Consider the following 18,735-nt stretch of genomic DNA (forward strand, 5'->3'; position numbering starts at 1 on the left):
CCCGTGCCCCGTACCTCCTGCGCCTCGCGCTCCTCACGCGGTGCCGGGGGTCAACCGTCCGCCTCCGGCCTCCTCGCCGTCGCGAAGCGCGGGCGCTCCGTCCCCGGCGGGAGCCCGTCGGGGGTCTCCAGCGGTGCGAGCAGCGCGAAGAGCTCCCGGCGCAGTTCCTCCAGCAGGTCGGCGGGGAGGTGTTCGTAGAAGGACCGGATGCCGGTGGACCAGGTCCACTCCCACCACGCGGCGGTGTCGCGGAAGACGAACCGCGCGGTCTCCTCGCGGGCCCGGACGTCGGTGAACCCCGCCGCCTCCAACAGGGCTCCGGGGTCCACGCCGTAGATCCTCCGGCGGAAGACGGGGCTCCCGGAGCGTTCGGCGTAGGACCGGAAGACCTCCCGGACCTCCTCGACGTCGCCCGGCACCAGGGTCATGGACGGGACCGAGACCGCGCAGCGCCCTCCCGGCCTGAGCGCGCGGCGGAAGCCGTCCACCGCGGCCCCGGGGTCGGGCATGACGAACAGGGCGAAGGCGCACAGCACCACGTCGTAGGAGGACTCCGGGACCGTGAGGGCCTGGGCGTCCATCCGCGCGGCCCACGCGTTGGCCGTGCCGCCCGCCTCGATGTCCGCCGCGAGGTGCGCCACCATCGCGGGGGAGAGGTCGACGCCGTCGACCCTGCCCCCGGGGCCGACGCGCTCCGCGGCCGGGAACAGGCACGCGCCCCGGCCGGCGGCGACGTCGAGCACGCGCTCGCCGGGAGCGGGCGCCGCCAGGTCCACCAGACGCCGTCCGAACGTCCGGAAGTAGGAGACGTGCGGGTCGTACCCGGGGGCGCACCTGTCGTACACGGAGACGTTCACCCGGGGAGGCCCGCTCACCGGACGATCCTCGTGGCCGGGGCCTGTGCCAGGGACTCCTTCAGGACCGCGGCGATCGTGTCGATGTCCTCCTCGGTGTGGGCCGTGCTCAGGAACCAGGGCTCGTCGGGGTTGGGGTGGAAGTACACCCCGCGCCGCTGGCAGGCGGACTGCAGGGCGCGGTGTGCGGCGCGGTCCACCGCCGACGCCTCGTCCAGGAGGGCCATCGACAGCACGGAGCCGACCCGCTCGAACAGCACCGGCCTCCCGGCGGCGGTGGCCGCCTCGCGGACGCGGTCCTCGGCGTACGCGCCCAGGGCCTCCAGGTCGTCGTAGAGGTCCGGGGCGGAGCGGATCTTGGTCAGCGTGGCGGCGACGGCGCGCAGCGCGGCGTGGTTGCCCGCGTAGACGCCCGCGTGGAACGCCTCGTAGGTGGTGAGCGGTTCCATGGCCTCGCGGGACCCGCCGAAGGCCGCCACGGGGAAGCCCCCGCCCATCACCTTGGACAGCACGGTCAGGTCGGGGACGACGCCGTACCGCTCCTGGGCGCCTCCGCGTGCCACCCGGAACCCGGTGATCACCTCGTCGAAGACCAGCACCGCGCCCTTCTCCCGGGTGCGCAGCCTCAGCAGCTCCAGGAAGCCGGGGGCCGGGGGCACCACCCCGGCGTTGGCCAGGACCGGCTCGCAGAGGACCGCGCCCAGCTCGCCGCCGTACTCGGCGAACACCCGCTCCACGGCGGCCGCGTCGTTCCAGGGGACCTGGATCGTGTGGTTCATCGCCTCGGGGATCATCCCCGCCGCGCCGGGCCGGGGGCGGTAGCCCTCGGCCCCCGGGGCGCGCAGCAGGGTCTCGCTCCAGCCGTGGTAGTGCCCCTCGAAGGTGAGGAGCAGGGGGCGGCCCGAGGTCGCGCGCGCCAGCCGCACCGCCGACATCAGCGCCTCGGTGCCGGAGTTGGCGAACCGCAGCTGCTCGACGCCGGGGACCAGTTCGGCCACCAGGCCCGCCGCCTCGCGGTCCAAGCGGTGCGGCAGCCCCGTGAGGTGCCCCCGCCCGAACTGGTCGGCGATCTGGTCGGTGACCTCCCGGTCGGCGTAGCCGAAGACGTGCGGTCCGTAGCCCATGTTGGCGTCGATCAGCTCGTTGCCCTCCACGTCGCGGATGCGGCAGCCGGACGCCGACTCCACGACGAGGGGCGTCACGACGCCCCTGGCCCGCATGTTGCTGCTGACCCCGCCCGCGACGACCGTGTGGATGCCGTCGTAGGCCGCCTTGTTGGAGGTCGGGGCCGTCGCGTTCGTGCTGGTGTCCGTCATCGGTGTCTCTCCTACTGTGTCGCGTTCGCGGTCGCGTGGCGGGCTCCGGCGCCGGCCGGGGTCCCCGTGCCGAACCGGTCGGGTGGGAAGGGGGCGAGCAGGGGGTCGCGGCGGTCGTACACGATCTCCTCGGCGGCGAGCCTGCCCAGGAGCGGACCGAGCGTCGCCCCGCTGTGGCTGACGGCCTCGTAGTAGCCGGGCACGGCGTCCAGGAACCCGACGCTGGCGTGCCCGTCGGCCGGGTAGGCGCGCGTCCCGAGGCGCACCCGCTCCGGGCGGGCGCCGCGGAGGCCGGGCAGGACCGCGGCGGCGCGGCCGACCAGCTCGGCGAGGAGTTCGTCGAGCCGCCGGGCGCAGGGGCGGGCCGTGCCGATGCGGGCGTCGACGGTGTCCGACCGCACCAGGACGGAGTCCGGGCCCGACGGGCGGACGCTGACGTCCGGGCCCAGCAGCATGGCGTCCGTCGCACCGGCCAGGGGGAGGTCGGCCAGAAGGCCCAGGGTGGGCCCGAGGGTGAGCGGTCCGCCGACGAGTCCGGCGACCTCCTGCCCCTGCGCCCCGGCGGCGTTGACCACCACGTCGGTCTCCACCGTGCCGCCGTCGGCGAGGCCGACGGCGCGCACGGTTCCGTCCGCGTCGGTGCGCACCGCGGCGGCCTTCGCCCCGAACCGGACGTCCGCCCCGCGGCCCCGGGCCTCGCCGAGCAGCCAGGCCGCCATGGGGGGCAGGTCGACCCACCCCTCCTCTGGCAGGCGGGCGACCAGCGTCGGCAGTGCCGCGGGGCCGACCCCGGCCGGGAGCCCGGTGCGGGCCGGGTCCGCGCAGTGGGCCGCGTACCCCCACCCCGCCGCGGTGGCGGCGGCGTCCTCCAGGCGCGGCGGGTCGTCGCCCCAGACCAGGCTCGGGCACGGGTGGAACCCGGGGACGCCCTCGGCCCGCAGCCGGTGGAGCTCGTCCAGCCCGGCGCGGTTCAGCTCGAAGTAGGCCCGGGGCGCCTTGCCGAACGCCGTGGCACGGGAGAAGGAGGCCGCGCTCGTGACCGAGGCCGGGACCGGCTCCCGCTCCAGGACGGTCACGCGCGCCCCGGCGAGGGTGAGGTTCCACGCGACGGAGGCGCCGATGATTCCCCCGCCGACGACGGTCACCTTGCGCATGCGTCGTCCTCCGCCGGTGTCGTCCGCGCGTCCTCGGCGGCCGGCGGCTCCCCGTCCCAGCCCACGGGCCCCTCGGGCCAGACCGCGTCCACGACGCGGTGGCGCGAGGGCGTCGGCCACCCGGTGCGGACGCCGCCGGTGAGGTTCACCAGGACCGGGGCGTCCGGGGGGAGCGTCCCCTCGCGCCGCATGCGCACCGTTCCGGCCAGGGCGGTCGCGCTGGCGTAGCAGACGCTCACCCCCTCGGTCTCCTCCAGCAGGTCGCGGGCCTCGCGGATCTCGGACTCGTCCACCGCGAGGATCCTGCCCCCGGTGGTGTCGCAGACGTACCGGATGTAGGGGTAGGTCCGGGTGGGGTCGCCCCGCAGGATGGCCTCGGCGATGCCGTGCGGCTCCCTGACGACGTGCCGCTCGGAGATGGCGGACGCGCCCTCGTGGTAGGCGTGCGCCATGGGGGCGCAGCTCTCCTGCTGCACGGCCACGAACCGGGGGAGCGCGGACAGCCGGCCCAGGAAGCGGTACTCCAGGGCGCCCTTGTAGGCGCCGAGGAGGCCCATGCCGCTGCTGACCGCCTGGAACACGTACTCGGGCGGCGCGTCCATCTGGTCGAACGCCTCCAGGTAGGCCAGTTTCAGCCCCTCCCTGCGGGCGAGGTTGAAGAACCCGCCCTCGAAGAAGGCCCCGGTGCGGTCGGCGAAGCGGCGTGCGGCCGCACCCGCCGAGACGAAGTCCCCCTCCACCAGGTACGTCGAGACCGCGTCGTGGTCCGGGTAGTTGAGCCGGTGGCGGAAGCGCCGACCGCAGAAGAGCGCCATCTCGACCCCGTCGAGGAGCTGGACCCCGCGCGCGTAGGAGGTGGAGCTGTTGCCGGTGGAGGCCATCACGAACCGCTTCACGCCGAGTTCGGCGAGGCGGGACAGTCCCACGGAGGCGATGCGGTCCTTGGTGCTGAGCGTCGGGTTGGCGCTCTCGTCCTTGAGGACGAGCCGGGAGAGCCCGACGCGTCGGCCGAACTCCTCGGCGGGGAAGCACGGCGTGTCCCCCTCGCCGAGCCAGGCGGCGCTGTCCCGGGAGCGCAGGGGGAGCAGGTCGAAGTAGGTCTGGAGGGGGTTGTGTCCCTTTTCGAGGGATACGGAACCGAGGTCATGAATGGCGTCGACGGCTCCGCCGCATTCGCCGCAGCGGTTCGCCGGGCCGTCGTCCTTCCACCGGCCGCAGACCACGCACGCCAGTGAGAAGCCGCTTCCCCGGCGGATGGACGAGGAATCTCTCATGAGTGCTTCGTAGTGCAGGTTGAACCCCATGGGAACCTTCCGATGGTGGTGCCTGAAGACTGTCCGAAAACGCCGTGGGGAACTCGGGTGAACGGTGTGAGAAAAGGGGACCGTCGTTCCCGGCAGCGGGGGATTCGGTGTGGAGTGTGTCGAATTAGTCGGTTATATACCCTGGTGGAGGAGGCCGAAGGGGTACAAAATAATTGTTTCCCTGTAATCGCCGACGGGAATCATTCCTCCGGAGATTTTCTGACGGACGACGGCTTGCCCTGGTCGAGCTCCCCCGATAAGGGAAAGAACGCACATGATCAACGGTGTTTTTCCGGGTGTCGGAGAATGGTCCGATTTCGACGGTTTGAAAGGAATGTGGGAGGAGCGGATTCCCGAGGCGCTCCGCCGGGCCGGCCGGAGCGACTTCTACCGCGGGCGCCTCGGCGACGGCCTCCCCGGGGGGTTGGCCGGCCTGGAGGGCCTGCCGCTCACCACCAAGGACGACCTGCGCGCGAGCTACCCCTTCGGGATGGTCGCGGTCCCGCGCCGCGCACTCGTCTCGTACCACGAGTCGAGCGGGACGTCCGAGGGGGCGCCCACCGCCTCCTTCCACACCGGGGCCGACTGGGCGGAGATGCTCGACCGCTTCGGCCGGAACAGGCTGGGCATGGCCGACACGGACACCGTGCTGGTCCGCGTCCCGTACGCGATGGTCACCATCGCGCACCAGGTGCACGCCGCGGCCCGGGCGGCCGGGGCCCTGGTGGTGCCGGCCGACGCGCGCTCCACGGCCATGCCCCTGCCCCGCGTCCTGCGGCTGCTGCGCGACCTGCGCGTCACCGTGGCCGCGGCCCTGCCCACCGAGCCGCTGCTGTGGGCCGCCTGCGCCCGCCTGGCCGGGGAGTCCCCCCGCGCCCACGCCCCCGGCCTGCGCGCCCTGCTGAGCGCGGGGGAGCCGCTCAGCCCGGCCCGGCGCCGCCGGATCGAGGAGCTGTGGGGCTGCGCGGTCCACCTCAGCTACGGCAACTCCGAGTGCGGGTCCAACCTGGGCGGTGAGTGCCCCGAGGGGAACCTCCACCTGTGGGCCGACCGCTACCTGCCGGAGGTCCTCGACCCCGCGACCGGGACCGCCTCCTTCGAGGGGCGGGGGCGGCTGGTCCTGACGACCCTGTTCCGCGAGGCGATGCCGCTGGTGCGCTACGACACCGGTGATTTCGTGGAGCTCTCCTACGGCGGCTGCCCCTGCGGCTGGGCCCTGCCCCGGGTGCGGGTGGCCGGGCGCTGGGACCACGGCGTCTCCCTGCGGGGGCGCCGGGAGCGGGTGTTCGCCTCGGACGTGGAGGAGGCCGTGTTCTCCCTGCCGTCCGAACTGGGGGTGCTCTTCTGGCGGGCCGTCGAGGACGAGGGGGTCCTCCGCGTGCGCGTCGAGGCGGGGGACGGCGCCGCCGGGGAGGTCTCCGCGGCGCTGGCCGGCGAGGTCGAGAGGGTCCTGGGCGTCGGACCCGAGGTCGAGGTGGTGCCCGCCGGGACGCTCGTGCCGCTGGAGGAGCTGACCCGGCGGTCGTTCACCGCCAAGCCCCGGTACCTGTCCCCGGCGGGCGCGTCGGCGGGGACGGGAGCGATGTACCAGGGGCCCGCGCCGGAGGCCGTCGCCCGGGGCTCCGAACCGGAGCCGCACACGGCCCGCCCCTGAGGCCGGTGTCCTGCCGTACCAGAGGAGAGGGAACCCCCCATGACCATGACAGTGCTGGAAGCCCTTGCCGCCGACCGTGACCGCGTCGCCTTCCTGGACGGGCAGGGGGAGATGACCGCCGGGGAGGCGCTGGACCTCGTGTACAGGGTCGCCCGCGCACTCCTCGACGGCGGCCTGGGACCGGGGCGCACCGCCGTCCTCCTGGGGCCGGCGAGCACGCGGCTGTACGTGGTCTCCCACGCGGTCGAACTCGTGGGCGCGGCGCAGATGGACGTCCCCGCGGCCCTGCCCCCCGGGGAGCGGGCGCGGCTCGTGGCGGAGTGCGGGGCGACGGCCGTGGTCGCCGACCCCGGCGCCGTCGGCGCCGACGCGCTCAGGGCCGCCGCCGGCCTCCCCGGCGTCCGGCTCTGGACCCTGGCGCCCTCGGAGGCGGGGGAGGACCTGTTCGAGGCCTGCCGACGACACTCGGCCCTGCCCTTCGGGTCGCTGGCGCGCCCGGGCGATCCGCGCTCGATCGGCCTGACGAGCGGTTCCACCGGGCCGTCCAAGGCGGTGGTGCGGCGCTTCCGCTCCGCCCCCGGCTCCAACGCCTCGTGGCTCGCGCGCCTCCTCGCCGGTGCGGACGGCCCGGTGCGCACGCTCCTCACGGACCGGCTCGTCGGCCCGATCCGGGCCCTCGGCGACGCCACCGTGATCACCGGGGGCCGGGTCGCCTCCCTCGCGGACTGCGAACCGGACTCCCTTCGCGCCGCGGTACGGGAGCACGGGATCACCCACACGGCGATACCGGCCACCTACCTGCGCCCCCTGCTGGACCACCCGGACACGGCCGACGCGGACCTGTCCTCCCTGCGCTGCGTCGTCACCGGCGGAGGGCCCGTCAGCCCCGCGCTGCTCAGGCGGGCGACGGCCCGGCTGGGGCCGGTCGTGCACTGCTCCTACGGGCAGACCGAGGCGGGGCACATCGCCTGGCTGGCCCCGGAGGACTACGCCGACGGGAGCGGGGAGGCCGTGCGCAGCTGCGGCCGTCCGATCCCCGGGGTGCGGGTCGAGGTCCGCGACCCCGCCGGGCGGGCGCTCGGCGTGAACGAGCGGGGCCGGGTGTGGGTGCGCACGCCCCTCCTGATGGACGAGTACCTGGGGCGGCCGGAGGAGACCGCGCGCGTGCTCCGGGACGGGTGGCTGGACACGGGGGACGTCGGACGCCTCGGTGAGCAGGGCCTGCTCACCCTGCTGGGACGGGCGAGCGGTGCCGTGGTGGTCGGCGGCGAGACCGTCTTCACCGCCGAGGTGGACGCCCTCCTCCAGGAGCATCCGCACGTGCTCGACGCGGCCGCCTTCGACGTCCGCGGCGAGGACGGCGTGACCCTGCACGCCGCGGTGGTCGTCGCGCCGGGCGCCGAGCCCGCGGAGTCCGAGCTGGGGGAGCTGGTCAGGGGGCGGCTCGGACCGAACCACGTGCCCTCGTCGGTCATGTTCGTGTCGCGCATCCCGCAGACTCCCGCCTACAAGGTGTGCCGGGAGACGCTGCGGAGCTGGCACGCCTCCCCGCCCGCCCCGGCGGGATGACCCGCGGCGCGGCCCGGCGCGCATCCCCTCGCGCCGGGCCGCCGCGGCGCCGTCCTGCCGCCGCCCGGTGCGGAAGGGGCGCACACCGGTGTCGGCGCGTGGTTCCGGAGGGGCGGAGGACTCGGGGGAGCACGCGTGCCCTGCCGGGCGGGGCTCACCGGGAGGGCCTCGGCCGTGGAGCGGGCTCCGGCAAGTCGACAGACGACAGGACCCGCGCCGCCCGCGAGTCCGCGTTCGCCGCGGCGCGCAGGAGGGTGCGCGGAAGCCGGGGGAGCAGCCACATGGCGCCGAACCCCAGGGCCGCCTCCCACCGGGAACCGGGGACGAGGGTCCGCAGGGAGCGGGGGCCCACCTCCCGGCTGCGGCGGACGTAGCCGCCGATGTCCTCCTCGTAGCCGGGGAACGCCGCCAGGTGGTCGCCCGAGGCCCGCCCGAGCCGGTGCGCCAGCGTGTAGGCGCCCACGGCCGCCACGGTCGTGCCGCCGCCCACCGCGGGGCCGGGGGCGTACCCGGCGTCGCCGACGAGGGCGACCCGTCCACGCGTCCAGGACTCCATCCGGATCTGGCTGATCGAGTCGAAGTAGAGGTCCTCCGCCGAGTCGGCGGCGTCCAGGAGCCGGGGGACCTCCCACCCCTCGCCCGCGAAGGCTGCGCGCAGGAACCTCCGCTGTGCCTCCGTGTCGCGGTGGTCGCCCGCGAACTCCTGTTCTCCCCGGAACAGCAGCGCACCCCTGGCCCGGCCGGTGCCGCGGACCGGGAAGACCGCCGCCGTCCTGCCGGCGGACCGGTACAGGACCACCCGGCCGTCGAACCCGCGCGGCTCGGGGAGGCCGAACACGGCGACGTGGCCGCCGAGGAACCGCCGGTACCGCTCCTCCGGGCCGAACACCAGGCGGCGGGTGGCGGAGTGCAGGCCGTCCGCCCCCGCCATCAGGTCGAACACGCGGGGCGCGCCCCTCTCGAAGGAGACCTCCAGCCCGTGCGGGGTCTGTGCCACACCCTCGACCGAGTCGCCGAAGACGTACTCGACGTCGTCGCGCGTGGCCGCGTACAGGATCGAGGCGAGGTCGCCGCGCATCACCTCGACGTGCCTGTCCGTGGACGCCTCCTGCGCCAGTGCTCCGAGGTCCAGGTCGAGCGGGCGCCCGCCCGGCCGGACCAGCCGCATCCGGGTGTTCCCCGTCGCGGCCTCCCTGACCCGGTCGAGGACGCCCAGGCGCTCCATGACCTCCACGCCCGGCCCGAACAGGTCGACGCCGAAGCCCCCCGGACCCGCGTGCGGGGCGGGGGCGCGCTCGACCACCACGGGAGCGAAACCGAGCCGCACCAGCTGGTGGGCGAGGACCGGTCCGGCCACGCCCGCCCCGGAGACGAGCACGGCGGGGGGTGTTCTCATCACTGCCTCCCATATTTTTAGACTTACCGGAAGGTAAACGATCCTTGCGGCCGGACGCAAGGTTGACCTACCGATAGGTCAGAATGGTCAGCACAGTGTGGCGGAGAGGTGAGGTGGAACCGGTGCCCCGAGCACGATCGAACGAGACGAAGGACCGGATCAGGGCCGCGGCCATGGAACTGTTCCGCTCCCGGGGCGTCCAGCAGACCAGCATGCGGGAGATCGCCGAGAGGGTCGGCATCACCAAACCCGCGCTGTACTACCACTTCGCCTCGCGCGAGGACCTGCTGCGCGGCCTGGTGGAGCCCATGGTCGACGACTACGAGGCGGCCGTCGCGCACGACGAGGCGGCGGACTCCGTGGACCCGCGGGCCCTCCTCGCCCGCTACTTCGACGTGAGCATGCGGCACCGGGAGGTCAACGGCGTCGTGTTCCGCGACGCGGCCGTGCTCACCGAACTCGGCCTCGGCGCCCGTGTCATCGACTGGCGCCGCCGGATCACCGTGCTGCTGGTCGGGGCCGAGGCGGGCCTCGCCGAGCTGGCCCGCGCCACCGTCGCCCTGGGCGGGCTCGGGGACTGCGTCGTCATGTTCGGGGACCGCCCGGTCGCCGAACTGAGGTCCGCCGCCCTCGACGCCGCCTACGCCGCGCTGGGGCTGGACGAGGGGGACCGCGCCGCCGCGGGGTGAGGGCGCGCGCCCGTGTGACCGCCGGTCCCGAACCCCTGGAGGCCCGCGCCCCCGGTCCGTGGGCGCCCGGGGCCGGAACCCCCTCGCGCGGGGCGTTCCGTTAGGTTGTCGTCCGGCATGGCGGACGGCGCGGACGCGAGCGCGCGAGGGAACCGGGCGAGGAGCACGAGTGAACGGCGACGAGCGGCCGGAGGGCCCCGGGACCGCACAGGGACCCGCGGAGCCTTGGAGGGGAGTGATCCCCGGGGCGTCCACGCAACCCCGGCGGCTCGGGGAGGGCGCCCGGTTCGTCGGTCCGGGGGAACCGGAGGCGCCGCCCGTGCCGGAGACCCCCGGGCGGCGGGTCAGGAGCGTCGTCGCGTGGGCCGGGCTCGGGCTGCTGGCGGGCGCGGCCGTCCTGGCGGTGTGGGGCTTCTTCGGCGGGCTCCGGTCCGCGTCCCGCGAGGAGGCCGCCGGTGTCTGGCTCCTGGTGCCGCTGCTGGCCGCGGTGCTCCTGGCATGGGCGGCCCGCATGGCGGTGCGTGTGCTCGACGAGGGCGACCTGCCCGTGCGGGGGTGGACCGTGGCCGTGCTGGCGGCGGTCTCGGCGGGCCTGGCGTTCCTGGCCTTCACGGCCTTCCCCCGCGACTCCTTCCTCGCCACCGCGGGCGCACCGGAGTCCTTCGCCCCCTCCCAGCGCGCGACGGTCCTGTGGCTCGCCCTCTGCCTCACCTCCCTGGGCGGCCTCCTGCTGGCGGCCGCCCCCACGTGGCCCTCGCCCCGGCGGTGGGGCCGCCTGCTGCTGGGCTTCCCCGCCGGGGTCCTGGCCGCGGCGGTCGCCGGGGCCCTCGTCCCCGTCGCCGTGCTCCCGTCCGTGCTGCACACCGTGGCCGGGCCGGGGGACCCCGCTCCGGAGCCGCCGACGGTCACACGGGTGGGGTGGACCTGGAACCCGCCCCCGGCCGCGCGGATCCAGGACGTGGTACGCGGCAGCCGCGGAGCGCTGGTCGTCCTGGACGACGGGGTGGTCGCCCTGGACGGGGCGACGGGCGGGGAGCTGTGGAGCTACCGGCTCCCCTACGCGGACGGCGTGGCGGGCGGCGTCGTCGACGGCGCGGCGTACGTCACGTACACGGAGGCCCCGGCGGGGGACGCCGCCGGGCCCGCGGACCCGGTCACCGTGCTGCTGGACCCGGGGACCGGGGAGGTCGCCGGCCGGTTCGCGCTCTCCGAGGAGGAGCGGGAGGAGTACGCGGGCTGGAACGCCGGTCTGCGCCTGCGCTGGGACGGCCCCGCCCTGTCCGGCCGGTCGGTCGACGGACGCGAGGAGCTGTGGTCCCACACCCCGGCCGGCGTTCCCGGCCGGAACTGCCTCGGGGACGAGGCGCGGATGGCGGGGGACCGTGTCGTCTTCGTCCACGCGTGCCTCGTGCCGGAGGGGGAAGGCGCGGGCGCGTACGCGGTCGTCGGCCTGGACGCCGGGGACGGCTCCGAGGTCTGGCGGCACGAGTGGGAGACGGGGGAGGGGGAGAAGGTCCCCTTCCTGAGCGTGCCTCCGGCGGGCGGGGGAGCCCCCGTGGTCCTGCTGACCCGCTGGGGCGGAGCCAGGCACCATCCTCCCGCGTTCCTCGACCTGGACTCGGGGGAGGAGGTCGCCGCACTGCCCGAGGAGGCACGGGAGTCGGAGCACGTGTCCGTCTTCGAGGACGACGTGCTGCTCGCCGACACCGGCGGGGCCGTGGTCCGTGCGGACGACTGGACCGAGGAGGAGGTGCTCAGGGTCCGGGTGCTCGGCGCCGGCATTGCAGAGGTGACGGACTACGTCCTCGGCTCGGGGGCCGAAGGAGTGGTCCTCCCCCTGGCCGACGCGGTCCTGTTCCCGCGCATGGCATGGACGGGCCTCTCCAGCGGGACGGTCCCCGACCTCATGGTGGTGCCCTTCGGGGACAGCGTCACCGAGGAGGGGGCGGAGGGCGTCCCCGTGGGCGTGCGCGACTCCCGCGGCCGCGAGTACGACTACAAGGGCCTCGACCTGGTCGCCGTCCCCGGGGCGGTGGCCGTCCACGCGGAAGGCGCCGACCGGGTGGAGGGGCTCGTCCCCTGAGGCTGTGGAAGAGTGTTCCCGGCATACCGGGAACCCCTCCCCGGAGACCCGCCCCGGGCCCCGGCGGACCCGGACCCCCGACACGGAACAGCCTGGAGGCAGCATGGCGACCGCGCCCACCGCACCCGTCCACGACGTCCTGGTGGTGGGCGGCGCCGGGGTGGACACCGTCGTCCGCGTCGACGCCCTGGAGGTGCCCCCGGGCGACTCCGTGTCCGTCCCGCCGGCGCACGACTACGTGGGCCACACCGGGAACGGTGTGGCGCTCGGCTGCCACGCGCTGGGCCTGGCGGTGAAGTTCGTGGACTTCCTCGGGGACGACGTCCAGGGCCGCATGGTCCTGGAGCGCTACGCCGGACTCGGCCTGGACTTCGAGCACGTCGTCTCCCCGCACGGCACTCCCCGCGGGATCAACCTGGTGGACCCCGGGGGGCGGCGCTTCTCCTTCTACGACGGCCGCCACCCCGCCGACCTGCGCCTGCCCCGCGAGTTCTACCTGCCCCACCTGGAGCGCGCCGCCCACGTGCACCTGTCCATCGTCAACCACAACCGGGACGTGTACGAGGACCTGGAGGGGCTGGAGGCCACCAGCTCCACCGACCTGCACGACTGGGACGGGGAGAACCCCCACCACCTGCACTACGCCCTGCGCTCGGACCTGGTGTTCATGAGCGCGGCGACGGTTCGCGACCGGGTCGGCGAGGTGCTGCGCGGCATCCTGGACCGTGGCCGCGCCCGCCTGGCCGTGGCCACCGACGGGGCCGAGGGCTGCCACGTGCTCGTGCGCGGAGAGGAAGGGCCCCGGCACTTCCCGGCGGTGCGGCCCGAGCGCCCCGTCGTGGACACCAACGGGGCGGGGGACGCCTTCGTGTCGGGGTTCCTGTACGCCCATCTCGGCGGCGCCCCGGTGGAGGAGTGCGTGCTGGCCGGCTCCGTGGCCGGGGCCTTCACGTGCGGGAGCGCGGGGACCCACAGCGACTTCGTCGACCGCGACGGCATGGAGCGGCTGGTCGCCGCCGCGCGCCCCTGAACCGTGCGGAGCGGGCCCGACCGACCGCTCCGCACGGGGACGCCCCCCGGCGGACCGGGCGCGCGGGCGTCCGGCCCGGGGGGGCACGGCCTCCGCCGACGGGTCGCGCCCACCGCACCGGCCCCCCGTGAGCCACCCGTCACAGAGCGCGGGGATTTCACTCCCGAATTCACGTCCTGGCCGGTGCCCCGCACGGAACGTGCCCTAGGGTTGGCCGCTGGGGAGGCTTCTGTGGAGAACGCGTGGTTCGGACGTCGCACGTACCGGTCCTCGGACTGGTCGGTCGAGCGGTTGGTCGAACTCAAACACCGGGGGCGCGGCACGGTCAGCCTGGTGCTGCCGGCGCGCGACGAGGCCGCGACCGTCGGGGGGATCGTCGCCCGGGTCCGCCGGGAGCTGGTGGAGGACGCGCCCCTCCTGGACGAGATCGTCGTCATGGACTCCGACTCCGCCGACGACACGGCCGCCGTGGCCCGCGAGGCCGGAGCGACCGTCCACCGCGTCGGCGACGTCCGGCCCGACCTCGGCCACCACCGGGGCAAGGGCGAGGCGATGTGGAAGTCCCAGTTCGTGACCTCCGGCGACATCGTCGCCTTCCTGGACGCCGACCTCGTCGAGTGGGACACCCACTTCGTGTCCGGGCTGCTCGGCCCCCTGCTCACCCAGCCGGACGTGTCCCTGGTCAAGGGCTTCTACGACCGCGTCCTGGACCTGTCCGGGGACGGCGGGGCCGCCGGGGGCGAGGTCTCCTACGAGGGCGGCCGGGTCACCGAACTCGTCGCCCGTCCCACCATCGCCCTGCGCTGGCCCGCGCTCTCGGGCGTCGTGCAGCCGCTGTCGGGGGAGTGGGCCGTGCGCCGGGACCTGTTCTCCCAGCTGTCCGTGCCGACCGGCTACGGCGTCGAACTCGCCGTCCTGGTCGACACCCACCTGCGGCGCGGCGTGGACGCCGTCGCCCAGGTGGACCTGGGGCGCCGGGCCCACCGGCACCAGTCGCTGCGCGACCTGGGGGCCATGGCCACCGAGCTCCTCGCTGTCGCCGACCGCCGCTCCGGCCTCGACCGGGGCTCCGACCGGGTCGAGCTCCGGCAGTTCGGCTCCGGGGAGGGGCGGGGGGCGCCTCTCGCGACCGAGGTCAGCGTCGTGGAGCGCCCGCCGGCGGCCGATGTGGGGGCGCAGGAGCCGCGGGCGGGCGGCGGAACCGGGCGCGCGGTGCTCCCGGACGGGCTGGAGGGGGTGATCGGCCGGTGCTGAGACTGCGGGGCCGGGAGTACGGCGCGGACACGGCGCTGGTCATGGCGATCGTCAACCGCACACCCGACTCCTTCTACGACAAGGGCGCCACCTGGGACGACGGTCCCGCGTTCGAGCGCGTGCGCAGGGTCGTCGACGAGGGCGCCGACATCGTGGACATCGGCGGGATCAAGGCGGCCCCGGGGGAGGAGATCGGCTCGGACGAGGAGAAGCGCCGGATCGTGGACTTCGTGGCCGGGGTCCGGGCCGAGTTCCCCGACCTGGTCATCAGTGTGGACACCTGGCGGGCGTCCGTGGGCCGGGCGGTGTGCGAGGCGGGGGCCGACCTGCTCAACGACGCCTGGGGCGGGTACGACCCGGGGCTGGCGGAGGTCGCGGCCGAGTTCGGCGTCGGCCTGGTGTGCACCCACACCGGGGGCGTCACCCCGCGCACCCGGCCGCACCGGGTGCACTACGAGGACGTGGTGCGCGACGCCGTCGACCGCACCGTCGCCCTGGCCGAGCGCGCGGTGTCCCTGGGGGTGGACCCGGCGTCGGCCCTCATCGACCCGGCGCACGACTTCGGCAAGAACACCTGGCACTCCCTGGAACTGACCCGGCGCCTGGGCGAGATGACCTCGACCGGGTGGCCGGTGCTGGTGTCGCTGTCCAACAAGGACTTCGTCGGCGAGACCCTCGACCTGCCGGTGGGCGAGCGCCTGACCGGGACGCTCGCGGCGACCGCGGTGTGCGCCTGGCTGGGCGCGCAGGTCTACCGGGTCCACGAGGTGGTGGAGACCCGGCAGGTGCTCGACATGGTCGCCGCCATCCGCGGGGTCCGACCCCCTGCGCGCACCGTGCGGGGGCTGGCGTGAGGAGCCGTCCTTGATCGTGGGAACCGTGGTCTGCCCGCATCCACCCCTGCTGCTGCGCGAGCTCACCGGGGGCCAGGACGTGGCCGCCGAGCTGCGCAAGGCGTGCACGGAGGCCCTGGGGGCGCTGACCGCGCTCGCGCCGGACGCGGTCGTGGTGGTCGGCGGGCACGACGCCCCGGGCGAGCACGCCGGGGGCGCGGTGCCGGTCCGGGGGTTCGGCGGGACGGGGGAGCGGGCGCCCCGGGAGCGGGCGCTGCCGCTGAGCCTGGGCGTGGCACGCCGGCTGCTCGACGGGGCCGGGTACTCCGGACCGGTGGAGATGCTGACGGTGGCCTGGGACGCGTCCGCTGCCGAGACGGAGGCCGCGGGGGCGCGGATCGCCGGGCGGAGCGGCCGGGTGGGCCTGCTCGTCATGGGCGACGGCGGGGCCCGGCGCGGGCTCAGGGCCCCCGGGCACCTGGACGGGCGCGCCTTCGGTTTCGACGAGGGGATCCGCCGGTCGCTGGCGGCGGGGGACTGGACCGGCCTCCTCCGGCTGGACCCGGGGCTGGCGGAGGAGCTGATGGTGGCGGGCCGGGCGGCGTTCCAGGTCATGGGGCACGCGGTGGCCTTCAGCGGGACCCTGGTGCGGCCCGAGCTCCTCTACGCCGACGACCCGTTCGGCGTCATGTACTTCGTGGCGACGTGGCTGCGCGGGGCGGGATGAGCCGCGCGGCGCCCGCCGTCCACGGCCCCTCCCCGAGCGCGGCGACGACCCGCCCGGGACCCGAGACCCCGGAGGCACGGTCGTGCGCCTGCTGTTGAACGACGCCCTGCCCGAGGCCGCCGCCCCGGGCGAACGCCTGGACGCGGCGGCGCTGGAGGGGCTCTACGCCTACCCGGGCGGGGCGGGCCGTCCCTGGGTGCGGGCGAACATGGTCGCGACCCTGGACGGTGCGGCGGCCGGCGGCGACGGACGGACGGGGACCATCAACACCCCCGCCGACCGGCTGGTGTACACGCTGCTCCGCGACCTGGCCGACGTCGTGCTGGTCGGGGCCGGAACCGCCCGCGTCGAGGGGTACCGGCGCACGCGCCCCCGTACCGGGGACCGGGCGGCGCGCGCCGTCGCCGAGGGCCGTGCGGCCTGCCCCGAGCTGGCCGTGGTCAGCCGGACGGCCGCGGTGCCGCCGCTGCTCGCGGCGGACCCCGGGGGCGGATCCGGCGGGGACCGGGGCGGCGTGCTGATGGTGACCTGCGGGGCCGCGGGCGCCGAGGCGATCGGGCTGGCCCGGAGGACCCTGGGCGCGGACCGGGTCCTGGTGTCGGGCGGCGACTCCGTCGACCTGCCCGCCGCAGTCGGGGCGCTGGCCGCGCGCGGGCTGCCCCGGATCCTGTGCGAGGGCGGTCCGCGCCTGCTCGCCGACGTGGCCGCCGCCGGCCTGCTGGACGAGCTGTGCCTGACCGTGGTCCCTGCCCTGGCGGGCGGCGCCGAGCAGCGCATCGCCGTGGGCGCCGTCGCCGACCGCCCGTTCGCGCCCCGGGTGCTGATCGAGTCCGAGGGCACGCTGCTCCAGCGCTGGACCCGCCCCGGGGCCTGACCTGGGCCCCCGCCGCCCCGCGTCCGCACGGACACGGGGCGGCGGGTCAGACGGCGTGTCCGGCGTACAGCGCGGCCCGGTCCTCGGCGGCCTGCACCATCCGGTCCTGCCTGTCCCGGACGGCCGGCTGCTCCGGCTGCGCGACCCGCTGGAGTTCGCGCCGCCGCCCGTGCCGCGTGGCCAGGGCCACGGCCGCCGACCTGCGCATCCCGAGCTCTTCCGCCTCGGCGCCCAGCGCGCCGCGCACCCGGCGCCGGTGGGCGCGCCGCACGGTGAGGTACACGGCCGTCGTCGTCGCGAAGATGACGGCGACCTTGGCCAGGACACCGAGGACACCGCCGAACAGGGGCGCGTCCAGGAGCCAGTGCAGCGCCATCGCGAGCACCACCAGGAGGGCGGCGCACACCGCCCGGCGGGTCCTCGGCCGCCAGCCCACCGCGGCGAGCAGGCCGACGGCGGTGCCCGCGACGGCCGACATCGCCCAGTGGGATCCCGGGCCGGTCAGTCCCACGCGGATGACGGCGGTCTGCACCACGGGGGCGAGGCCGCCGGTCCCGCCCGCCATGAGCACCGCGTTCATCGAGTAGATGAAGTTCTCCGTCACCTCGAACCCCAGGCCCACCAGGGAGCCGATCGCGAAACCGTCCACGGGCCCGCGCACGGAGGTCGGGAAGGCGACCGCGACGAGCACGATCCCCGCCAGTTTCAGCACCTCCTCGTTGAGCGGCGCGGTCAGCGCGGCGCCCCAGACCCCCGCCAGGTCCAGTCCCAGGCCCTTGGCCCAGACCGCCCCCAGGCCGCCGTTGGCGACGACCCCGGCGCCGGTCGCCGCGAACAGGCCCCAGGCCACCGCGACCACGGACGCGTCCGCGTCGGGCTCCCGCACGGGGCGGATGCGGCGCAGCACCCAGAACCCGAAGGCCAGGGTCACGATGCCCAGGGCCGCGGCCAGCAGCGCCTCGGGGAGGAAGGCCCGCACGGGGAGCGCCAACTGCAGCGCCAGGTAGAGCAGTCCGGCCAGGCACAGAACGGTGATCAGGACGAGCGAGGCCAGGGCCGGCAGCCGCCGGCCGCGCGCGGACCGCCCGTCGCCGGGCCGCGGCGCGGGGACGCGCCGGGGGCTCGGAGGGGTGTGGGGCGAACGGCGCGGGGACGGCACCGTCCCCCGGTCGGTGGCGCCCGGGGCGGGCCGGTCGTCGGGTGCGTGGTTCATGCTGCTCCCTCCCTGGTGAACGAGACGGACCGGACGACGTCGGCGACCGCGGCGAGGTCGGCCGTCGTCGCGTCCTGTCCGGCGAGCGTCATCTCCACGGCGAAGCGGCCGTCGGGGGAGGGGTAGACGACCGCCGCGCCCTGCTGGGAGTCGCTCTTGAGGGTGCCTGTCAGCCCCTCGGCCCCGTCCTCGGTCGAGATCGCCTCCGGTTCGCTCAGCCGTGCCGACGCCTCGCCCGCGCGGGCGACCCGGCGCATGCCGTCCCACAGCTCCTCGGCGGTGGGCGGCGGCGAGGTCGTGGGGGTGACGGAGTTGAGCGTCAGCTGCACGGGGCCGCGGTCGAAACGGTAGACCTGACCGGCCTGGCTGGCGCCGGTGTCCAGGAGCCAGCCGTCCTGGGGGAAGGTCAGGGACGCCCGGTATTCCCCCGCGGCGCCGACGGTCACGGGTTCGCCGGAGGGGACGGTCTCCGAGCCGGGCAGGAGCGCGTTGACCAGCGGCCAGCCCACGACGAGGGCGGCGACCGCGGCGGCGGCCAGCCCCAGGGGGACCCAGTTGCTCAGGGATCCGCGCTCCTGCGCGCGCGGGCCGTCCCCTGTCGCCTCCGTCATGGCGCCCCTTCCGTCGCTCACGGTGAACCCTCACCGCCAGCGAAACACCCGGGGGTGCGGTGCGGTGCGGCCCACGGGCGACTTGGCGCACGTTTACGACGATTTCACCAATCCCGGAGCTTCCTGGGCGAAACGGGCCCGTGGGGCCGACCGCGACCGCCTCCCGGGCCGGGC

16 protein-coding genes are annotated in these 18,735 nt (G+C 75.6%); 9 read left to right on the forward strand and 7 right to left on the reverse strand.

Going from position 1 to position 18,735, the window contains the following annotated elements:
• Window positions 1–50 precede the first annotated feature (50 nt).
• The 4 genes from ACFQBR_RS23245 to ACFQBR_RS23260 are packed head-to-tail and all read right to left on the reverse strand — an operon-like array spanning window position 51 to window position 4,598.
• Entirely contained in the window at window positions 51–875 is an 825-nt protein-coding gene (locus tag ACFQBR_RS23245) for a class I SAM-dependent methyltransferase (RefSeq protein ID WP_344178763.1), read from the reverse strand.
• Window positions 872–2,170, reverse strand: coding sequence for an aspartate aminotransferase family protein (locus ACFQBR_RS23250; protein ID WP_344178761.1), 1,299 nt, complete (start codon window positions 2,168–2,170; stop codon window positions 872–874). Before ACFQBR_RS23250 ends, ACFQBR_RS23245 begins: the two co-directional genes overlap by 4 nt.
• 11 nt (window positions 2,171–2,181) lie before the next feature.
• The gene (locus tag ACFQBR_RS23255; protein ID WP_344178759.1) at window positions 2,182–3,324 is read right to left on the reverse strand and encodes an NAD(P)/FAD-dependent oxidoreductase; all 1,143 of its coding nucleotides are present in this window, start codon (window positions 3,322–3,324) and stop codon (window positions 2,182–2,184) included.
• Window positions 3,312–4,598, reverse strand: coding sequence for a threonine synthase (locus ACFQBR_RS23260; RefSeq protein ID WP_344178757.1), 1,287 nt, complete (start codon window positions 4,596–4,598; stop codon window positions 3,312–3,314). The genes ACFQBR_RS23255 and ACFQBR_RS23260 overlap by 13 nt, the downstream gene beginning before the upstream one ends.
• A gap of 364 nt (window positions 4,599–4,962) precedes the next feature.
• Here ACFQBR_RS23260 and ACFQBR_RS23265 point away from each other — a divergent pair, with 364 nt between their 5' ends.
• The gene (locus ACFQBR_RS23265) at window positions 4,963–6,282 is read left to right on the forward strand and encodes a phenylacetate--CoA ligase family protein (protein ID WP_352986028.1); all 1,320 of its coding nucleotides are present in this window, start codon (window positions 4,963–4,965) and stop codon (window positions 6,280–6,282) included.
• Between the two features lie 39 nt (window positions 6,283–6,321).
• The gene (locus ACFQBR_RS23270) at window positions 6,322–7,851 is read left to right on the forward strand and encodes a class I adenylate-forming enzyme family protein (protein WP_344178753.1); all 1,530 of its coding nucleotides are present in this window, start codon (window positions 6,322–6,324) and stop codon (window positions 7,849–7,851) included.
• 154 nt (window positions 7,852–8,005) lie between these two features.
• Here the strand turns inward: ACFQBR_RS23270 and ACFQBR_RS23275 are convergent, their stop codons facing one another.
• On the reverse strand, window positions 8,006–9,247 hold the full coding sequence (locus ACFQBR_RS23275) for an FAD-dependent monooxygenase (protein WP_344178751.1): 1,242 nt from the start codon (window positions 9,245–9,247) through the stop codon (window positions 8,006–8,008).
• A 122-nt stretch (window positions 9,248–9,369) separates the two neighbouring features.
• Here ACFQBR_RS23275 and ACFQBR_RS23280 point away from each other — a divergent pair, with 122 nt between their 5' ends.
• The 7 genes from ACFQBR_RS23280 (at window position 9,370) to ACFQBR_RS23310 (ending at window position 16,737) form a co-directional block, all read left to right on the forward strand.
• On the forward strand, window positions 9,370–9,936 hold the full coding sequence (locus ACFQBR_RS23280) for a TetR/AcrR family transcriptional regulator (RefSeq protein ID WP_344178749.1): 567 nt from the start codon (window positions 9,370–9,372) through the stop codon (window positions 9,934–9,936).
• Between the two features lie 319 nt (window positions 9,937–10,255).
• Complete coding sequence (locus ACFQBR_RS23285) at window positions 10,256–12,019, forward strand: hypothetical protein (RefSeq protein ID WP_344178747.1); 1,764 nt, start codon at window positions 10,256–10,258, stop codon at window positions 12,017–12,019.
• Window positions 12,020–12,122: 103 nt separating this feature from the next.
• Entirely contained in the window at window positions 12,123–13,049 is a 927-nt protein-coding gene (locus ACFQBR_RS23290; RefSeq protein ID WP_344178745.1) for a carbohydrate kinase family protein, read from the forward strand.
• A gap of 231 nt (window positions 13,050–13,280) precedes the next feature.
• Window positions 13,281–14,303 (forward strand): glucosyl-3-phosphoglycerate synthase, encoded by a 1,023-nt coding sequence (locus ACFQBR_RS23295; protein ID WP_344178743.1) that lies wholly within the window; start codon window positions 13,281–13,283, stop codon window positions 14,301–14,303.
• Window positions 14,297–15,157, forward strand: coding sequence for a dihydropteroate synthase (folP, locus tag ACFQBR_RS23300; protein WP_344178741.1), 861 nt, complete (start codon window positions 14,297–14,299; stop codon window positions 15,155–15,157). The genes ACFQBR_RS23295 and folP overlap by 7 nt, the downstream gene beginning before the upstream one ends.
• 10 nt (window positions 15,158–15,167) lie before the next feature.
• A complete protein-coding gene (locus ACFQBR_RS23305) occupies window positions 15,168–15,863 on the forward strand; it encodes a class III extradiol ring-cleavage dioxygenase family protein (RefSeq protein ID WP_344178739.1) in 696 nt (231 codons plus the stop codon).
• Between the two features lie 82 nt (window positions 15,864–15,945).
• Window positions 15,946–16,737 (forward strand): pyrimidine reductase family protein, encoded by a 792-nt coding sequence (locus tag ACFQBR_RS23310; RefSeq protein ID WP_352985938.1) that lies wholly within the window; start codon window positions 15,946–15,948, stop codon window positions 16,735–16,737.
• 46 nt (window positions 16,738–16,783) lie between these two features.
• Here ACFQBR_RS23310 and ACFQBR_RS23315 read toward each other — a convergent pair whose 3' ends face one another.
• Together ACFQBR_RS23315 and ACFQBR_RS23320 are read right to left on the reverse strand one after the other, a co-directional pair.
• The gene (locus ACFQBR_RS23315) at window positions 16,784–17,950 is read right to left on the reverse strand and encodes a PrsW family intramembrane metalloprotease (protein WP_344178735.1); all 1,167 of its coding nucleotides are present in this window, start codon (window positions 17,948–17,950) and stop codon (window positions 16,784–16,786) included.
• Window positions 17,947–18,561, reverse strand: coding sequence for a hypothetical protein (locus ACFQBR_RS23320; protein ID WP_267945660.1), 615 nt, complete (start codon window positions 18,559–18,561; stop codon window positions 17,947–17,949). Before ACFQBR_RS23320 ends, ACFQBR_RS23315 begins: the two co-directional genes overlap by 4 nt.
• Window positions 18,562–18,735 lie beyond the last annotated feature (174 nt).

The sequence above is a fragment of the Nocardiopsis tropica genome, assembly GCF_042660575.1.
GTDB lineage: Bacteria > Actinomycetota > Actinomycetes > Streptosporangiales > Streptosporangiaceae > Nocardiopsis > Nocardiopsis tropica.